This window comes from uncultured Shewanella sp., from assembly GCF_947497935.1.
GTDB lineage: Bacteria > Pseudomonadota > Gammaproteobacteria > Enterobacterales > Shewanellaceae > Shewanella.
The window spans coordinates 91,487-110,228 of record NZ_CANMIO010000015.1; the positions used below are offsets into that span (position 1 = coordinate 91,487).

General features: G+C 43.8%; 13 protein-coding genes and 1 pseudogene. 6 read left to right on the forward strand and 8 right to left on the reverse strand.

The window, feature by feature from the left end; translation table 11 throughout:
- Window positions 1-20: 20 nt before the first annotated feature.
- Complete coding sequence (locus tag Q1A86_RS16005) at window positions 21-1,463, reverse strand: MBL fold metallo-hydrolase RNA specificity domain-containing protein (protein WP_299808528.1); 1,443 nt, start codon at window positions 1,461-1,463, stop codon at window positions 21-23.
- Between the two features lie 259 nt (window positions 1,464-1,722).
- Entirely contained in the window at window positions 1,723-2,913 is a 1,191-nt protein-coding gene (locus Q1A86_RS16010; RefSeq protein WP_299808531.1) for an alginate export family protein, read from the reverse strand.
- A gap of 897 nt (window positions 2,914-3,810) precedes the next feature.
- On the opposite strand from Q1A86_RS16010, the gene Q1A86_RS16015 reads away from it, so the two are divergent.
- Window positions 3,811-4,053: a YdcH family protein gene (locus Q1A86_RS16015; protein ID WP_299808534.1), complete on the forward strand. Its 243-nt coding sequence runs from the start codon at window positions 3,811-3,813 to the stop codon at window positions 4,051-4,053.
- A 60-nt stretch (window positions 4,054-4,113) separates the two neighbouring features.
- Here the strand turns inward: Q1A86_RS16015 and Q1A86_RS16020 are convergent, their stop codons facing one another.
- Window positions 4,114-5,997, reverse strand: a complete 1,884-nt coding sequence (locus Q1A86_RS16020) for a curlin (protein ID WP_299808537.1) — start codon at window positions 5,995-5,997, stop codon at window positions 4,114-4,116.
- Window positions 5,998-6,583: 586 nt separating this feature from the next.
- Between Q1A86_RS16020 and Q1A86_RS16025 the strand changes: the two genes are divergently transcribed.
- Complete coding sequence (locus Q1A86_RS16025) at window positions 6,584-7,471, forward strand: prohibitin family protein (RefSeq protein WP_299808540.1); 888 nt, start codon at window positions 6,584-6,586, stop codon at window positions 7,469-7,471.
- 1,141 nt (window positions 7,472-8,612) lie between these two features.
- On the opposite strand, the gene Q1A86_RS16030 is transcribed toward Q1A86_RS16025, so the two are convergent.
- Window positions 8,613-9,122 carry a hypothetical protein gene (locus tag Q1A86_RS16030; RefSeq protein WP_299808542.1) on the reverse strand — a complete coding sequence of 170 codons (510 nt, stop codon included), beginning with the start codon at window positions 9,120-9,122 and terminating at the stop codon, window positions 8,613-8,615.
- A 616-nt stretch (window positions 9,123-9,738) separates the two neighbouring features.
- Between Q1A86_RS16030 and Q1A86_RS16035 the strand changes: the two genes are divergently transcribed.
- Window positions 9,739-11,817 (forward strand): M13 family metallopeptidase, encoded by a 2,079-nt coding sequence (locus Q1A86_RS16035; protein ID WP_299808545.1) that lies wholly within the window; start codon window positions 9,739-9,741, stop codon window positions 11,815-11,817.
- A gap of 252 nt (window positions 11,818-12,069) precedes the next feature.
- Entirely contained in the window at window positions 12,070-12,927 is an 858-nt protein-coding gene (yghU, locus tag Q1A86_RS16040) for a glutathione-dependent disulfide-bond oxidoreductase (RefSeq protein ID WP_299808550.1), read from the forward strand.
- Between the two features lie 64 nt (window positions 12,928-12,991).
- Here yghU and Q1A86_RS16045 read toward each other — a convergent pair whose 3' ends face one another.
- Both Q1A86_RS16045 and Q1A86_RS16050 read right to left on the reverse strand, forming a co-directional pair.
- A complete protein-coding gene (locus Q1A86_RS16045; RefSeq protein ID WP_299808553.1) occupies window positions 12,992-13,477 on the reverse strand; it encodes a cupin domain-containing protein in 486 nt (161 codons plus the stop codon).
- A 216-nt stretch (window positions 13,478-13,693) separates the two neighbouring features.
- Window positions 13,694-13,942, reverse strand: a complete 249-nt coding sequence (locus Q1A86_RS16050; protein ID WP_299808555.1) for a hypothetical protein — start codon at window positions 13,940-13,942, stop codon at window positions 13,694-13,696.
- A gap of 296 nt (window positions 13,943-14,238) precedes the next feature.
- Between Q1A86_RS16050 and guaD the strand changes: the two genes are divergently transcribed.
- The gene (gene guaD / locus Q1A86_RS16055; RefSeq protein WP_299808557.1) at window positions 14,239-15,603 is read left to right on the forward strand and encodes a guanine deaminase; all 1,365 of its coding nucleotides are present in this window, start codon (window positions 14,239-14,241) and stop codon (window positions 15,601-15,603) included.
- A 121-nt stretch (window positions 15,604-15,724) separates the two neighbouring features.
- Here the strand turns inward: guaD and Q1A86_RS16060 are convergent, their stop codons facing one another.
- A complete protein-coding gene (locus tag Q1A86_RS16060) occupies window positions 15,725-17,023 on the reverse strand; it encodes an NCS2 family permease (protein WP_299808565.1) in 1,299 nt (432 codons plus the stop codon).
- A gap of 494 nt (window positions 17,024-17,517) precedes the next feature.
- On the opposite strand from Q1A86_RS16060, the gene Q1A86_RS16065 reads away from it, so the two are divergent.
- Window positions 17,518-18,270, forward strand: coding sequence for a sporulation protein (locus Q1A86_RS16065; protein WP_299808559.1), 753 nt, complete (start codon window positions 17,518-17,520; stop codon window positions 18,268-18,270).
- Window positions 18,271-18,481: 211 nt separating this feature from the next.
- On the opposite strand, the pseudogene Q1A86_RS16070 reads toward Q1A86_RS16065, so the two are convergent.
- A pseudogene (locus Q1A86_RS16070) lies at window positions 18,482-18,742 on the reverse strand (hypothetical protein); the annotation flags it as partial.

An 18,742-nucleotide genomic window follows, 5' to 3' on the forward strand; every position in this document is an offset into this window, starting at 1 on the left:
TATTTGCCTGCGCTTACGGGTTAATCCGTTAACCAAACAAACTTAGGTAGCTGGCTAAGATCCAGACAATCTCCTTGTTCTGCAATCACACTTTCTCTCGGTGCAAAGCTGCTATTCGCATTAAGTTGCGCCAGTAAAATCTTTTGCGCCTCTACCTCTCCGTGCACTAATACGATGGGAGGTGAATCGTTAAAGTGTCGATACCAGTGCAACAACTCTGACTGATCCGCATGAGCCGAGAGTCCGCCAACTGTATGTAACCTTGCCGCCACATTAATACTTTGACCACTAATAGTCAGGCTCTCTGCGCCATCGACCAAAAGCCGCCCTGGAGTGCCATGCGCTTGATAACCACAAATAATCACATCTGACTGGCTATTAGCAAGATTGTGCTCTAGATGACAACGAATACGGCCTCCGTTACACATACCACTACCAGCGATAATAATCAGCCCTTGGTGAATATGGTTTAACTCCATCGATTCCTCAGTGGTATCGATAAAATCCACGTTGGACAGTAGGGGATGCTTGCCCGGAGACATACGGGTAAAACGCTTAAAATCCTCATCCATTAAGCCATAATTTTCGACATAGATCTGTGTCGCTCTGATTGCCATAGGACTGTCTAAACAGATCCGCCAGCGGGAGAGATCCCACTGCTTAGCATAGAGGTGAAATAGGTAAAGTAACTCCTGCGCTCGTCCAACTGAAAATGCTGGCAATAAAATATTGCCACGGCTCTGTTCAATGGTGCGGGCAAATATTGATCTCAACTCTTCAAGAGTATCATCCCAACTGCGGTGTAGCCTGTCACCATAGGTACTCTCCATCAACACCAGATCAGCGCTATCGATAAATGTTGGATCATCCAGGATAGGCATCCCCTCACGACCTAGATCGCCACTAAATACCACTTTCTTAGTTTCCTCGCCCTCCCCTAGCCAAAGCTCAACCACCGCAGAGCCTAAAATATGCCCCGCATCCGACAGACATACCTTAAGATGAGGAGTAACCTGCATGTTTTCGCCATAATCGAGTGCCACAAACTGCTGCATCACTCGGTCAACGTCGGCCTCATCAAATAAGGGTTCCAATAAGGGTTCGTCCCTCTTTTCACGCTTCTTGTTGAGTCTTTCGGTATCTCTTGCTTGCAACATCGCAGCGTCTTTTAGCATGACTCCACAAAGTTCTACCGTAGCCTTGTGGCTATAGATGGGACCAGTAAATCCAGATTTAACCAATAGAGGCAGTCGACCGGAGTGATCGATATGTGCATGACTTAATACTACGGCGTGGATCTGCGATGGTGTGAAGGCAAAGGGCTCATGATTACGTAACACATCGGCCTTACTCCCTTGGATCAAACCACAATCGAGCAGTACTTGCCGCCCATCGATAGTGAGTAAGTGACAAGAGCCTGTCACTTCTTGAGTTGCACCTAAAAAAGAGAGAGTCATCTGCATAGCGTTCTTCCTCAAAAGGCACCGTTATTCCCTTTAGACGAGTTCAACACTGGGGGAGTCATTTGTGGTGCTTATGCTTAAAAGATAAACCCTTAATGGGTTTTCGACTAGCAATTAGCCTAAAAATATCTCGGATATTTCCCACAAATTTGTGTCATAAAAAAAGCAGGAATAACGTAATTATCCTGCTTATAAATGGGAGCTTTGAGGTGAGCCCAAGTCTGGGCTCAGTACGACTCAGTAAGGCTTTACGCCTAATTTAGTATTTAGCTTGCAGCGTTAGCCACAGCTTATCGGTATCATTTGAGAAACCGTAACCTGCATCAGCACCACTGAAACTGGCATACTTAACACCTAAGCTATAGTACTTAGCAAATGGATAAGTAGCTGCAACGCCCCACTCTTGACCCATGTCGATATCGCCATAGTCAGAATCAAACTTGTGGTATTTAGCCAACAGCTTTAACCCTGCAAGCTTAGCAGTAACAATGAAGTGAGTATCGACTAGACCATTTTCCCAGTTGCCTTTACCACCAAATAGGAACTTATCTGTCCAACCGTTAAAGGCATGCAGTGTGGCTAATGGCGTAATAAATCCAGCCTTACCATCATCCGAGCCCAGAACTTCGTAACCAAGCTTAGCGCCGAAGGCATCGAAGTTAATCCCAGCGCCTAACTTGTAGTACGAAGCGCTGTAACTCACAGGGTTATTACTTCCCTCTGACTGCTGGGCGTATTCAGCTTCGTAGCTCAGCTTTAATGCATCAAGCTTGATATCTCCAGTTGCACGAATACCATAAGTATCAGTAGAGAATGAAGGCACATCAAGGTTATCAATTAAATAGGCATAACCAGAGATCTTGGCGAAATCTAACGCTTTGTAATTAAGGTTAACTAGGTTAGTTTCGTTTTCATGTTCTTCTTTGCCTGAACCTTCAGGGAAAATACGGTTCACAGTTGCCACATAAGCGTAATATGCCGTCAAGCCTTCAATTGCAGTGTTCTTCACCGAAACCGCATCATAAGTCTGCTCATTTTGGCGGAAACCTACCCCACCAACAAAACGCTGGTTATCGAGTAGAATACGCTGGCGACCGAGCAGTGCTAGGGTTTCAGCTGGCGCTCGGTAACCTATGTAACCTTGGTTGATTTGGGTATATTTATAATCGGCAATCAATGGCTCATTGTCTGTAGATCGAACATCGTCGATCTCTGCAACTGCGTATAGGTTATAGATATCGCCAGTTTGGTAATTCAGACGAGTACGCAGTGTGGTTTGATTCTGATCACCAACACTAGCCACATCCACATCTTCATAGCGCAGGCGGAACTGTACTTTTACAGCAGAGTCATCGATAAAGGCTTTCTTAAGTGAATCAACCGTTTCGGCAGTGGCGGCGGTAGAAGTTAAGCTTGCGAGTACAGCTAAAGTAAGGGCATGAACTTTCATTTATTGTAATCCTTTTGTTTCATCATTCTCGCGGATAGTTATATTAATGAAACAGATTTAACTTTTTGATCTAAAACAATGTTACACAGCGATTACAATTTGCTTTCAATATATGTGATAAAGATCATTGCCAAATACTAATTTAGAGGTACGCATAAATAGGTATAAATCTATTTTTACTAATTTTATAAGCACTTAACTAATATCAAATATGTTGAAACCTTTTGATAAAAAGAGCGACCATTTATGTCTTTGTTCACTATGAGCAAACTGGTTCCCCTTAAGTGTAAGCAATTAAAAATAACAGCCTCATTGCAACTTCTGTTAAGGTGCTGCGTATTTTGCTTTTTCCTTAGCAGCCTCATTTTTGGGTGTCAGCCGACCTGCTGACTGCGCAGTAATCACTTCATAGCCATTGGGCTATTCATGGTTCTCATTCGTTTTATAGCGAAGTCCGCAACGCTGGCGCCCTAGAGAAATCAATTTACAGAGTATTCCAATACTCTGTTGACCTGTCTATAGGTATAGGCTTGACACTCCACGCCGTCGTCAAGGCTAGGGAGAAAAGTGGATCCCCTTCCCCTACACGTTGAACACATAAAATATTCTCTAACCTCCCAGCTCTACGATGAGCAAGAAGTCGAAAAATTAAGACTGTAACAGCGGACGATTGACATCATTCAGATATACCTAATGTCAGGCTTACTTCAGTAGGCATTATTTTCATAAAACAAACTTAATTGACTCTTCCTAAACCACTCCACTCATTCCCTTCCTAACAAAGTGATAATTGCCACAGGAATAATGAAACCTACACCCTACACCTTGTATTTATTCCAACGATTAGCTTTACTTACCTAAGCAACAATACTGTTCATTCACTATTTAGGGGTTGATATGTTAGGCGAAGACCACTCACTTGTTCATGAGTTTCCTGAGTACCAAAATATTATTGTTAAGCTTTGCCAAAGCGACGATGCTTTTGCAAAAGATACCAAACACTATAATGCGCTAGATAAAGAGATCCGAGATCTTGAATTAAGAGGCGCGCCCATTGATGACGATGCGATGCATCAATTAAAACATGATAGAGCGGAGTTAAAAGACGCATTGTTTCATCGCCTCAGTACACATACCTAATCACTTACAAGTTGACAAAAAAAGGGAGCCTAAGCTCCCTTTTTTATTTTATCGGCGTCATTACTGAGGCATGCTGCCCTGAATGATTGTCGCGCTATTATTACTTCCTATAGAAGTCACTGTAGCCGTGTTATGTGCATCGTACTGAGTCACAGAAACATGGTTGCCTACGCCGCCTTCAACATATACGTCTGTAATGTGCGACGCACCTGTTTGAGCAACAGTGATATCATTTTCAGCGCCCCACCAAGACTCTACAGATGCTTCGTTGAACTCACCGGTCTGTGAGATATCAACAGTCGACTGATCATGCGCAGCATCAGCATAAACGCGGTTATCCGTACCATCCTGAGTGATCATAAGTAGATTATCTGAACCATAAGTGCCCGCACCAACAGCTTCACCATAAAAACTTGGCGTGTTACCACCGCCCATGATGACGTTATCGCTACCTTCCTGAGTAATGATGATGTCACTGCCAGCACCAAAACGTGTACCAGCACCAGCGTAGTTACGTTGACCATTTTGGTTAATGCTAATGCTGTTACCATGGCTATCGTCTGCTTGCTCTACTACAGCAGTGTTATTTTCACCCACTTGAGCAATTACGGCACTATCGCCGTTACCCGCTTGAGTAACATCTGCACTATTACCATTACCCGCAGTACTACCACTTTGAGTCAGTAATAGTTGGTTGTTTGAACCACCTTGCGTCACGTTTGCAGTATTAGACTCATCGAATTGAGTAATAATTGCCGATTGAGTTGTACCAGTTTGATTTACTGTCGCGCTGTTGCCAAAATCTTGCTGGCTTAGCGAAACGATACTTAAATCACTTGCTTGAGTGATGCTAGCGCTTTGGCCTGCACCTGACTGATTCACTGTAGCTTGGTTTTCATTACCCACTTGCTCAATCGATGCAGACTGTGAAGCCCCAGCATCAGCAGTTTGATCCACGTAGATGCTGTTGAGGTTACCAGTTTGGCCAGTAATTAGCGTATTACCTAAATGCTCTGAACCCGTTTGGTTAGCATAAAGGCTGTTGCCATTGCCAGTTTGTGTCGCTGTGGTCGAGTCTTTAGCTTGTTGGTTGATAAAGCCTTGGTTGTTATTACCAATTTGATCAAGGTTAGCTGTAGCCTCTTCACCGGTTTGGCTAACACTCGCGATGTTTGCATCACCAATTTGATTCACATTAGCGGTTGTTTGCATAGCCGTTTGGCTAATATAACCATTATTGCCAGCACCCGTTTGGCTAAGGGTTGCACTGGTAGAATCTGAATTATCGTAAAACTCATCAGCATTTGTGAACTGGTCGATAGCACCAATATTCGCACTGCCCGTTTGATTTAGCTCTGCAGTTGCATAGTCAGCATCACCTTGCTGGATCGTTGCATTGTTGCCGCCACCAATATTCTGGCTGATGGTCGCACTTGCATGATCCGTCGCTAGGTTATTGATAAATGCCGTATCACCAGAACCGTTTTGAGTGATGCTTGATAGTGAACCGTCAGCGCTATCTTGAAAAATGCTGGCATCGTTAGCATCACCATTTTGGGTGATTATCGCAGTAGCTTCCTCTTGTGTACCACGTTGCTGTCTGATACTAGCAACATTACCATCACCCGTGGTGTCAATCGTTGCTGTTGAAGTGCTGATCTCGTCGTGCTGCTCGATATTGGCTTGGTTACCATTACCCAACTGGTCAATATCAGAAGTCGTGAAAGAGGTTTCAGTTTGCGAAATAGACGCTTGGTTTGTGCTACCGTCTTGATCGACAGTTGCAGTGTTGTTCGAGCTTTCGATAGATTGAGATACGAATGCTTGGTTGCTATCACCCGCTTGATTTACTGCCGCAGTATTATCATTGCTTTGTGTTGCGTAAGCGCTAGTCGATGCAAATATCGCAGATGAGACCAGCAGTGCAATTTTAGTGTGTTTCATATCCCTATACCCTTTCCCTTCGTTAGCATAATGAGGCAGCAGGCCAAGCCTGTTTACCACGAATTGGAGCAATGCTCTTGGTTAGCTCAGCTCCAATGACACAAAATTTGAACGGCTCAGGTGCAGTAAGTACCTATCTTGATAAACACTTAAATCATGCCGCCAAACTATGGGCACCGATTATGCGCAGTGAAAGAAAACTCTGAATCCCCCCAAAGTATTAACCCAAACTAACCTAAAGTCGTATAATCCTAACCCGCATAGACTTAACTACTAATTTTTGAGAGCCTTCTCGGCGTCCCTTTCAAAATGAAACAAACCCAATAAAAACAACGGTAAATTATTATCCTGCGTGACCTTCATTAGTAGTCAAATAAGCTAGAAGAGTTGACCTCTGAGAGTGTCGGCTTATAGCTAAAGGCAGTGATACCAGCTTCAATAAACTGTGTAAGATTAGACTGAAAGTCATTCCCCTCAAAAAACAAAAGACACAAAACACAAACAAATCCAACCAAAAACACACAAACGTTTCATCACAATAACTTTACTGGTATCTTTGCTGCGCATATTTAGAAAGGACACTCCAATGCTACAAAAATCAAAAATTAGTCAAATTTTCAAATCGGCGTCAGTGGTAAAGTTACTGCCTCTTGCCATACTTATTATCGCTATCTTTAATTCCTACTTCATCGTTATAGAAGGTCATGTAGGCGTTGTTAAGCGTTTTGGTGAAGCCAAAGATCAACAGAACCCAGGGTTACACTTTAAGATCCCTTTTATTGAAACTGTCGAGATGATTGAGGTGCGCACTAGAAAGAATGCCGAGAAAATGGCATCCAGTACTAAGGAACAGATGCCTGTCACTATTGAGGTATCGGTAAACTGGACAGTAAATAAAGAAGCAGCGCTTGATCTATTTAAGCGTTATGGCGGATTAACTCAATTTGAACAGCGCATTCTGGATCCGCGTTTTCGCTCTGCGACTAAAGATACCATTCCTCAATTTGAAGCCGAGCAGTTAATTCAAGACCGAGCCAGTGCTATTCAAGGGATCGAGCGCCGCTTAGCTGAAGAAATGGAAGGTTTCCCCGTTATCGTAGATAACATTCAAATTGAAAATATTATTCTGCCACAGAAATATATCAACTCGATTGAAATTAAGCAGACCGAAAAAAACCTCGCTGCGGCAGAAGAACACAAGCTTGAACGCCAACGTTTAGAAGCACTACGTGCAGTAAACACTGCTGATGCTCGTGCGAAAGGCATTCTAAAAGTAGCCGAAGCCGAGGCTCAGTCCATACTACTAAAAGGTAAAGCTGAGGCGCAGGCAATTGAAGCCAAGGCTAAAGCCCTTAAAAACAATCCATTGATTGTTAAACTGACCGAAGCACAAGCCTGGGATGGCAAGCTGCCGAGCACTATGATGGGTGAAGGCGCTATGCCGATCATGGATATTCGCAACGCTAACAAATAGTAAGTTAAATACTTGCTTGAATATAATACAAGCCCGCATAGTGCGGGCTTACTTCTAAAAAACACTTCGCTAATAAACAGCGTTTGCTTAACATTTGAACGACCTAGCAACATCACTCTTCTTTGCCAAAATAAGTCGAATCATAAACCTTCACAGCAGACAGGAGGTTACCGACTAAAGGTTCAAATTTTAGCACCTAACAACACCACGACCTAACAGCCTATTTACAATCTGGCTTTTCAGGGGGAAAGGACAAAACAGTTACATCTTTGGCTCTGCCGTTATGATAAAAGTGAACGACGTATTGATTCGAGTAAGGCTTTTTACCAAAAATGTACCATCTGGTGTAGATGCCGCGCACACAGCACCTAATATCCGTATTGCTCGCCACAGCTTGCACAAAGTAAAATAAAAGCTAAAGTGGATTTCACTATATTCATAATATTATCCTTAATATTTGCCTGTTATTACCATTTACTGCAACGGCAAAGATATCACTTACTGCTTACCACTAAACTCTATCTATAAAAGAGTATTTAAGCTCTTGAGCTGCGCTTATTGCCACAAGTGCTGTATAAAAACTGATATCACTTAACGGAGATTAAAACTCAGTACAATTAACACAACGTAAAAACACAACGTAAAAACACAACGCAGCAAAAATCCCCATAAACGATAAGAGCAACCCCTGTATGACTTTTTATACAACTAAAAAGCTTACCCAATCCATAGTCAAACAAGAACAACCAATACTAAAACCACGTCCTCGACACACATTGAACCGCAAAAACCTGTGGATGTAACCCTAACCATTAATTGAAAAAGTCGTCAAAGTGACCGTACTTTTTTAACACTAAAAGACAAAGAAGGTAATAGTTACAAAGATAGAAGTCGGATAAGAGCCCGCGAGATCACTGCCAATATAAAGCTGAAACCAGCGCAATACCAAACCCAATTATTGCTGCGTAAAAAGGCAATATGAAATTGGAAAAATCACCGCTGTTGCCGGAAAAGATAATAAACTAACTAAATACTTACGCTAAATTCAGACTCTGACTGAAATAAGCAAACCAATACTCTGGCAGGACAAATTTACCTGTCCCCGCAGCAACACAGTTGGTAACGGGGATTAAATACTGACTTAAAATTGCTGATTTTCTATATCGATATAATCTTTGCTTGCAAACTCTAAATGGATAAAGGCATTTTCACGGCCCAGCATTTTTTGTTCCAAATTAACAATGTCCCCGCTGGAATCGACTCCAACCCAACGCTTGCCTTTACACTGTCCCTGCAGTACACATTGGTATGAACTTAGCTCAGCTGACGAGAATACTAAGGTTTGGTAACCACTACCAATAAGTGAGTTTTTGATATCGTTATAATCGCTTTTAAAACTAACGCCATGAGCCGAGTAGTAGTGAGTGGTCATAACAACTTTCACTAAGCCCTTTTCAGGAGTTTGAACTAGCTTATAAAGCTTAGCAATGGAATTGTTTTTGGGTAAATTATCCGTTTTAACTTCAGAGTAACTCAGTCGTTTGGTCACCTCACCATACTTAGTGATGTCCTCCCCCCAAGTAACTCCAAAAGGAGCCGATGCGGATACAGTCATCGGTGTTATCAGTAAAAGTAAACTAAGTAATTTCATCCCCCCCCCTATATTGTCAAAATTTTGGCGCATACTACCACCAAAGAGGTACCCATCAAAATACTAACATCACACAAATAAAAATTTTTAATAACAATGAGTAAGATTTCATATACCAATTATTTTAGTCATCCCGCTCTCTAAAAAGAGCAAAAGTTGACGTCTAGCTCACTTAACTCAGCGCTTAGCTCTTTTTGTTCAACTTTTTAGGCTTCAAAGTGCTAAAAATGATTGCCATATAAATGACTAAACTCCAACAAAACCAGTTTATCAATATATAAGTTATTCCCTGCACAAAGCACATACAAAGCTAATAATTGACATGAGTCGCCTCATCTTTCTGGTTACGTTTTTGTGCCAACTTGTTAGCCTCCTCACGAGCCTTTACGCTTCTTTAATCGCAGCCATTTAGCTTCTATTTTTTATCTAATGCTCCTAGCCTGCTGCGTTCAGCCCTTCTTTTCTCAAGCTTAAAACTTACTAACAATTCAAATGTTGACATTTTATGCCAATCCTAGAAGATAACTGGGTTAAAACTCATAATATGCTGGGTTGAGAATCATAATAAAAACCGTTAATAAAACGATAAAAGATTGACAAGGAAGAAAGGATAAAAATGAAAAAGTCACTAATAGCGATTGCCCTAGCAACTACCTTTTTAGGTGGCTGCGGCGCATCAGATGTAAACACTCAAGCTAAAGAAACCAAAACTGAAGTCACTAAAAACGCCAATACTAAAGCCGAGTTAGGTAGCTTTGGTGTTGACTTAAGCGCTCGTAATGAAGCGGTTAAGCCTGGTGATGATTTCTTTATGTATGCTAGCGGCACTTGGTATGACAACTACGTAATGCCTGCTGATAAGACTCGTTTTGGCGCATTCACCGGTCTTGCTGAGCGCAGTGAGAAGCAAGTTAAAGAAATTATCGATGACATCGCTAGCCGCAGTGACCTTAACGCTGAAGAGCAGTTAATCGCTGATTTTTATCAGGCTTATATGGATACAGATACCATTAATAAACTCGGTATCACTCCCATTCAAGGCACGCTAGACCAAATAGGTGCTATCAAGTCCACTGACGACTTAACGAAAATATTTGGCCAATCTTGGTTAACCGGTGCAAGCTCTCCAATTGGCGGTGGCATGTGGTTTAACCGCCTAGACCCAAATCAGTATGAGATGTCTATAGGCGCTGGCGGCTTAGGCTTACCGGACCGTTCTTACTACCTTGAAGATGCCGAACGCTTCGTTAAGATCCGTGAAGCTTACGTCAGCCATATCGCTGAAATGCTCGCCTTTGCTGGCGTTAAAGATGGCCAAGCCCGCGCCGAGGCAATACTTGCGCTAGAGACCAAGATGGCTGAAGGCCAATGGCCACGTGAGAAACGTCGTAACCGCGACCTCACTCTAAACCAAGTAAAACGCACCGATTTAGCCAAACAGTACCCTGGCTTTGATTGGGACGTTTACTTCGCCGAAACGGGTTATCAAGTCCCCCAGCTAAATATCTCACAGCCAGAGCCAGTTAAGGCAATGATTGACTTAGTCAATAAAGAACCTCTAAACGTTTGGCAGGATTACCTAACCTTCCACACAGTGAGCAACAACGCAGGTCTATTGTCTGAAGATATTTATGCAGCCAACTTTGGTTTTTACGGCAAAACCTTAAGTGGTCAGCAAGAGCCGCGCCCACGTTGGAAGCGGGCTATTTCAGAAATGTCTGGCACGCAATCTCTTGGTTTTGCCATCGGTAAAGTATATGTAGCGCGTTACTTCCCTGAGTCATCTAAACAGCAGATGGCAGAGCTAGTTGAAAACCTACGCACGGCCATGGGGCAGCGTATTGACGGACTAGACTGGATGGGCGCTGAAACTAAGGTAAATGCCCACGCTAAACTTGCCGCATTTAACCCGAAAATTGGTTACCCTGATGTTTGGCAAGAGTTTGACGGCGTAGAGCTAACGGATAAGGACCTAGTTGGGAATATTCAAAACCTACGTCAGTTCTTTAAAGCCGATAGCGTTGCTAAAGAGCTTAAGAAAACTGACCGTAACCGTTGGGGCATGACGCCGCAGCGCGTTAATGCTTACTACAACAGCTCGTTTAACGAGATTGTTTTCCCAGCAGCGATTCTACAACCGCCATTTTTCGACCCAAACGCCGATCCAGCCGTTAACTACGGTGGTATTGGTGCGGTTATCGGCCATGAAATGGGTCACGGTTTTGATGACCAAGGTTCTAAGTCTGACGCCAATGGTATTCAACGCAACTGGTGGACAGATGCCGACCGCGCCGCATTTGAAGCCAAAGCCGACCAACTTGCCGCCCAATACAGCAAGTATGAGCCAATTCCTGAAAACTTCGTTAATGGCCGCAACAGCCTAGGCGAAAACATCGGTGATGTAGGTGGCCTTTCAATGGCTTACCACGCATACAAGCTGAGCCTTAACGGTAAAGAAGCGCCAGTGATTGATGGCGTAACAGGCGATCAGCGTTTCTTCCTTGCTTGGGCACAAGTATGGAAAGAGAAACGTACCGAACAAAGCATGCTAAACCAGTTACGTGCAGGTACTCATGCCCCTGGTCGTTACCGTGCTCAAGCACCGCGTAACCACGATGCTTGGTACAAGGCGTTTGACGTAAAACCAGGTGACGAGCTGTATCTTCCTGAAGATCAACGCGTTCGTATCTGGTAATAGGCAAACTCATGTAGCCTAACCTTGAATGCCAGTCAGCTTGCTGACTGGCATTTTTTATTACGAATCTTTTATTGCGAATCTTTTATTCCTAAGCCATCTCAATCAGATTAAAGGGTTATATCTGTAGATTCATTTAGGGGTTTTAAAAAGTTAATTAAACCCGATATCTATATTGTTAAGCCTGAACGAATAAGCAGGTAAGCGACTCAATCCCCCTAATTGACAGAACTTTTACCGATAGGATTTATGATGAAAAACCAATACACACCAGCAAAAGTTTGGGCCATGGATAATGAGAATGGTGGCGAATGGGCCAGCATAAATCGGCCCGATTCAGGAGCTAGGCATGAGCAAGTATTGCCTATCGGTAAGCACCCATTGCAACTGCACTCTTTAGCTACTCCCAATGGCCAGAAAGTCACCATCATGCTTGAGGAACTGCTAGCAAAAGGCGTAGCGGACGCTGAGTATGACGCTTATAAAATCAATATCAGCGAGAGTGAGCAGTTCTCCTCCGGCTTTGTTCAGCTCAACCCAAACTCGAAAATCCCTGCGCTAATTGATAATTCAACCGACATGCCAGTTCGGGTATTTGAGTCAGGTAACATCTTGCTTTATTTAGCCGAGAAGTTTGGACACTTTTTGCCAAAAGAAATAGCAGCTAAAACTGAAGTGTTGAACTGGCTATTCTGGCTACAGGGCTCCGCGCCCTACCTTGGTGGCGGATTTGGCCATTTCTATGCCTACGCACCAGAAAAGTTTGAGTATCCGATCAATCGTTTCGCTATGGAAGCTAAACGCCAACTCGACGTACTCGATAAGCAGCTAGCCAATAATGAGTTTATCGGTGGCAGTGAATACAGCATTGCCGACATCGCTATCTGGCCTTGGTACGGCAATCTAGTGCTTGGTAACTTGTACGATGCCGCTGAGTTTTTAGATGTATCAAGCTACAAACACTTGCAACGCTGGGCAAAACAGATAAGCGAGCGCGACGCAGTTAAACGCGGCCGTATAGTTAACCGCTCATGGGGTGAAGAGTGGGAGCAATTAGCTGAACGCCATAGCGCAGCAGACATCGATGCGGTGCTAAGTAAAAAGCCGTAGCCTTGCCATCATAATAAACTAGAAAAGGCGTGAGTGACCTAACTCTCGACGCCTTTTTTGATAACTAGCTGCCTACACCACAGCGGCTTAAACGCTTAATCACTTCTTCGTGCTGCGGGTAATCATTGAGTAAGGTTTCTTGGCTAAATAGCTCAAAGTCATCGAAGGTAAAACCAGGGGACACCATACAACCCACCAAAGAAAAACCTGGCTTATTCATTGCCGAGCCAAAGATGCAGCCTTTTGGCACTAAAAACTGTGGTCGCTCACCAGCCGCTAAATCAAGACCAAGCTGCGCGGTAGTTAACTTGCCCTGTTCATCAATCATATAAATCGTTAATGACTCACCGGCGTGGAAGTACCACATCTCATCAGCGGTTAAGCGATGAAAGTTCGATACCTCACCGGTGCGCAGCAAAAAATAAATACTAGTCCAAAGCGCACGCGTATCGTCGAAGCTTTGGTCTGAGCGATAAGACGAACGAAAGTAGCCACCTTCAACATGTTGTTCTAATTCTAGGTGTTCAATAAAGTATTCAGCGGTTTGCATCAAAAGACCTTTCTAATTTTAATATGGTGGATGTTTAGGTTGAATAGCACTGTTTGGTAGGGAACATTTCTATCCATAAATTCGCGCAGAAGTATAGTCCAGCCTTAGTTAAAAGATTGCGAGCAGAATTAAAGTTTCTTGTTTGCGTCTGCTAAACGCCATAAAAAAGCCCAAGCTAATCCAGCTTGGGCTTCAATAGTTATCATGATGATAAGTTTAGTGTTTGCCAGTCACGCCATCACGTACCATATCTTTACCTGTCTCATACACTTCATCAGTTACCCAGCGAGCGTGTAACAGCTTGTGATTATTATCAAACACGGCGACGAAGTGGCGACCATCGGCGTTATTAGTAGCCATACCCACACCAGCAACGCCTTCAAGGCCTAGACCGCCGGTTTCAATCGACACTAATAAACGTCTTAGATCGTCCAAATTATCGATAACTTTTTGCTCACTACTCATTTTCAATACTCTTGTGTTCGTTACTTAGCAAATGGGGCATAAAGCCCAAAGCTCACTATGGGCGTACTGTACAGAACCTAGCTACTGATGAAAAGACTGTAAAATGAATAAGCCAATTAATGCGGCTTATCTGCCAATAAGAAACCTCGCCCTACACTGCTGACGGTAATTTAAGCGACAGCTTATTTAGTCTATTAGCTTGGTCACAAATTGCGGCATATTTTCTTAAACTTAAGCGACCTCATGTAATACTCCGCGAAAAGCCCCTATACACATAAAAAGATGGATGCACCAAGATGTCTGAGATTAAATTTGCAATTCTAGGACAATACTTTCATTGCCCAGTAAAAGGTGAGTTTGAGTACGCACAAAAGGCGCTAATTCAGGTTAATAGCCAAGGCACTATAGTTTCGATAATGACCGAGTCTGATGCAGATTTCCAAGCCCAAGTCAGCGCATTATCCAACAGCAATCAGCTAATCGAACTCTCTTCAACTCAATATTTAATGCCTGGCATGGTCGATTTGCACGTGCATGCGCCGCAATTCCCTCAAGCCGGTAAAGGCCTAGACCTACCGCTGTACGATTGGCTACAAGACTATACCTTCCCGCTAGAAGCCAAATTTGCTGACATGGATTTTACTAAGCAGATCTATCCAAGCCTAGTTAAGTCACTACTAGCTAACGGCACCACCAGCGCGGTCTATTTTGCTACTATTCATAAAGACAGCTCTGTCGAACTCGCTCGCGAATGTTTAAAGCAAGGTCAGCGTGGCTTTATCGGCAAAGTCAATATGGATGAAGCCAGCCAATGTCCACCATTTTATATTGAAGCATCGACCACTGACGCCCTAATCGAAACCGAAGACTTTATTCAGCAGGTTATGCAGCTTGAAGGCAATGAGCACAGACTGGTATCGCCAGTGGTTACCCCACGCTTTGTGCCAAGCTGCACCAGCGAGATGCTGCAAGGCTTAGGCGAACTTGTACAAAAGTACCAGTGCCATGTACAAACCCACTGCTCAGAAAGCGATTGGGCTCGAGATTACAGTCAAGAGAAGTACGGCAAGACCGATGTTGAGATCTATAATGATTTTGGCCTCATGACCAACAAGACTATTTTGGCGCACTCGATATTTTTAACCCCGAATGATCATCAGGTGATTAAGGCTACAGGCGCAAGTATCGCTCACTGCCCGCTATCAAATATGTATTTTGCCAATGCCGCGATGCAAACCCGTGAAATTTTAGATAACGAGCTAAAATGCGGTCTAGGTAGCGACTTAGCCGGCGCACCAATCCCATCGATATTCCACACCTGTCTAGACGCGGTGAACCACTCTCGCGTACGTGAAGATGGTACATCGACTTACTTGCCTGCAGATACTCGCGGTGAAAGCGGCAGTCGTATTTCATTCTTAGAGTCTTACTGGATGGCAACCGTAGGCGGCGGACAAGCAATCGATGCCAAAGTGGGTTTGTTCCAACCAGGGTTTGAGTTTGATGCCTTAGTGGTTGATACCGCAGTTGATGACAGCAATATCTTTATTCTTGATGAGATGGACAGCGCGAAAGACAAGCTTGAGAAAATCATCACCCTCAACAGCCGTCAAAATATCCGTAAGGTTTGGGTGAAAGGTCAGTTGGTGGTAGAGAAGTAAATCGCTAGCGTTGTAACTTTAGCCATATAAAAAAGGCTCAGAAGGTAATCCTTTTGAGCCTTTTTGTTAACTTATCTAATATCAATATCCGAGCTGTGGACGCAATATTAATTGCCCGATATTAATGCCCATCAACAAAGGCAAATTTGAAAACAAACAATAATGCCACTATCGCCACACCAGGGTGGATTTCACGCCAGCGATTGGTGCCCACTTTTAGCACGCAGTAAGTAATAAAACCTGCAGCTACGCCTTCTGTAATCGAGAAGGTAAATGGCATCATCACTGCGGTAATAAAGGCTGGAGCCGACTCGGTTAAGTCTTTACCGTCAATTTTTGCAAGCTCTGATGACATCAAAATACCCACATAAACTAGCGCGCCAGCAACCGCATAACCCGGTACCATTGCCGCTAGTGGTGAGAAGAAGATCACCAAAATAAACAGTAGTCCTACAACAATCGCAGTCAAGCCAGTGCGGCCACCCGCGGCAACACCCGCAGAGCTTTCGATATAAGCAGTAACTGTTGATGTGCCCATGTAAGCGCCCACAACTGAGGTTGCAGAGTCGGTCATTAACGCCTGTTTCATGCGTGGGAAACGACCGCGTTTGTCGGTAAAGCCACACTTTTCTGTAACGCCAATCATAGTGCCTGAGCTATCAAATAGGCTCACTAAGGCAAACGAGAAAATCACTCCCATTAGCGCCACATCAAGTGAACCAGCAAGATCTAGCTGGCCAAAAGTATTAGCGATACTTGGCGGCATAGACACAATGCCGGTGTACTCGATATCGCCCATTAAGGCCGCGATAGCCGTCACGATAGCAATCGATACCAGCACAGCTGAATGAATACCACGAGAGGCTAGAATGACAATAATAAAGAAGCCTAAAGCGCCGAGCACACATTGTAGTGAGCTTAGGTCACCCACAGTAATCATGGTTGCAGGGCTTGCAACTACAATACCGGCATTAGTAAAGCCAACCATGGCGATTAGCAAACCAATACCACTTGGAATACCGATGCGTAAACATTTTGGGATATTGGTTAAGATCCACGAACGGATCCCTAATAGCGACACTATTGCAAAACAAACGGCGCCCCAAAAAATGGTGCCCATACCGATTTGCCAGCTTACTCCCATGCCCACTACCACAGAAAAGGCAAAAAACGCATTCAGTCCCATTGCTGGAGCCAACGCAATCGGCAGATTGGCAATCAATCCCATGCCGATACAGCCGATAGCACTGATCATACAGGTCACCACGAATACCGCGCTGGCATCCATACCTGCTGCAGATAGAATTTGTGGATTCACGAACACGATATACACCATGGTCATAAAGGTGGTGATACCAGCAATCACCTCAGTTGAGACTGTAGTGTTATGGGCTGACAGTTTAAAAAAGCGCTCTAACACACCCGGCTTTGCAGGCATATCGCTAGAACTTGCTGCTGTATTAGCAGCTTTTACATCGCTGTGCGGTGTATTACTTGGCGTACTCATAAATAGATTATTTCCAGTTTTTACTTTACTCAACCCGCGCCCTAAACAGCTGTGCAACCTCAACATTAAATTTACGGCGCACACACTTAACCCCCTGAAAGCATATTTCTGGAGATGACGAATTAATGATTACGGTTTTAACTAACGAGGGGCGCTATTGTAGAGTACAGACACCATCGCACACGAGTGATTCATATCACATATTGCAGAGTTATTTAGAGGGTAAATCTACTAGAGAGCTACGTCATCAAAATAGTATCTTAGCTTAAGTAGAATCATAGCCGTGATCACTAGTAGACATTTGCTATAGCTACCTATCTAACCTTATATATACAAAGAAGTTATTGAGCTAAAGCAACCGCAATGCTAGTGTCAGCCCAAACTTGTTCATATCCAAGGAAAGAAGAATGCTTAAAAAAATCTTGGCCAGCGTCGGTATAGGTAAAGCGACTGTCGATACCATCTTGCTCGATGATCAATTAACAGCCGGTGAGCCATTTAGAATCGAGGTCGTCATCAAAGGCGGCGAAGTCGAACAGGAGCTCAATGGTCTTGAGTTTGCGATTATGGCCGAAGCAAAAGCCGAGAAAACAGTCGGTGACGATGAAGTTAAATACAACAAGAGCTTAATACTGCAGAGCTGGAAGCCTATGCTCAAGCAGACGATTCAACCTGGCGAAACCATTACCCATCAGTTCAACCTTGACCTGCATCCAGAAGCCCCTGCCACTCGACTTTTTGGCCATAGAATAGCTAAGGTTTGGCTCCAAACAGGTTTAGACATCAAGAACGGTATCGACGGCAGTGATAAAGACCCCTTAGTGATCGTGCCTTCTAATACTCAACTTGCGGTATTAGAGCTGATTGAAAACAGCGGTTACCGTCTGTTTAAATCGGATCTTGAAGTGGGCTATGTACGTGCGCAAGGTTTTGCATCGCACCTTCCTTGCTACCAAGAGTATGAATTTAAACCACAATCACGCTCATTTTTTGGCGCACGCGAACTAGAAGTCACCTTTGTCGATAATGGCGCAGAAACTGGTGTACTCATCGAAATAGACAGAGCCTTCTCTGGTGATGGCTACCATAGTGTATCGATTCCAAATCACTGCGATACAGTGGAGAGTGTTCGGCCATATATAGAAAGCGTGCTTGGTTAGCAGTCATTCACAACAAAAATAATGCGAGTAAACACCTCTGCAAATCAGCTAATTAAACCTATCATGGCTCCCCTTTACCAGGGTCGCGATCGCAAACAGTAATTTTTAGCCTTCTTGCAGAAGCTAGGGGAAAACGAGCGTTAAGCTAAAAAGCCAGCATCAATTACTGGCTTTTATTCATATATTATCGACATAGGCAAAGGCGTAAAACCTAGCCAGGGATAGGGTTCTTTTCGACCTCTCGCTTAAGTTCATCCGCTTTTTTACGCGCTTCAGCTTCATACTTATCGGCATCCTCTCTCGCATCACGTGCATCCCGCTTAGCCTCTTTCATATCTCTGTCCGCAGCTTGACGAGCCTCACTGTCATACTTATCGGCTTCTTTTCTCGCCTTCTGCGCATCCTTTTTAGCTTCTTTCATATCTTTGTCCGCAGCCTTACGAGCCTCGCGGTCATACTTGTCAGCCTCTTT

Coding starts and splice junctions, on each gene's coding strand:
- Q1A86_RS16005 (WP_299808528.1), bottom strand. CDS start 1,463: ATGCAGATGACTCTCTCTTTTTTAGGTGCAACTCAAGAAGTGACAGGC.
- Q1A86_RS16010 (WP_299808531.1), bottom strand. CDS start 2,913: ATGAAAGTTCATGCCCTTACTTTAGCTGTACTCGCAAGCTTAACTTCT.
- Q1A86_RS16015 (WP_299808534.1), top strand. CDS start 3,811: ATGTTAGGCGAAGACCACTCACTTGTTCATGAGTTTCCTGAGTACCAA.
- Q1A86_RS16020 (WP_299808537.1), bottom strand. CDS start 5,997: ATGAAACACACTAAAATTGCACTGCTGGTCTCATCTGCGATATTTGCA.
- Q1A86_RS16025 (WP_299808540.1), top strand. CDS start 6,584: ATGCTACAAAAATCAAAAATTAGTCAAATTTTCAAATCGGCGTCAGTG.
- Q1A86_RS16030 (WP_299808542.1), bottom strand. CDS start 9,122: ATGAAATTACTTAGTTTACTTTTACTGATAACACCGATGACTGTATCC.
- Q1A86_RS16035 (WP_299808545.1), top strand. CDS start 9,739: ATGAAAAAGTCACTAATAGCGATTGCCCTAGCAACTACCTTTTTAGGT.
- yghU (WP_299808550.1), top strand. CDS start 12,070: ATGAAAAACCAATACACACCAGCAAAAGTTTGGGCCATGGATAATGAG.
- Q1A86_RS16045 (WP_299808553.1), bottom strand. CDS start 13,477: ATGCAAACCGCTGAATACTTTATTGAACACCTAGAATTAGAACAACAT.
- Q1A86_RS16050 (WP_299808555.1), bottom strand. CDS start 13,942: ATGAGTAGTGAGCAAAAAGTTATCGATAATTTGGACGATCTAAGACGT.
- guaD (WP_299808557.1), top strand. CDS start 14,239: ATGTCTGAGATTAAATTTGCAATTCTAGGACAATACTTTCATTGCCCA.
- Q1A86_RS16065 (WP_299808559.1), top strand. CDS start 17,518: ATGCTTAAAAAAATCTTGGCCAGCGTCGGTATAGGTAAAGCGACTGTC.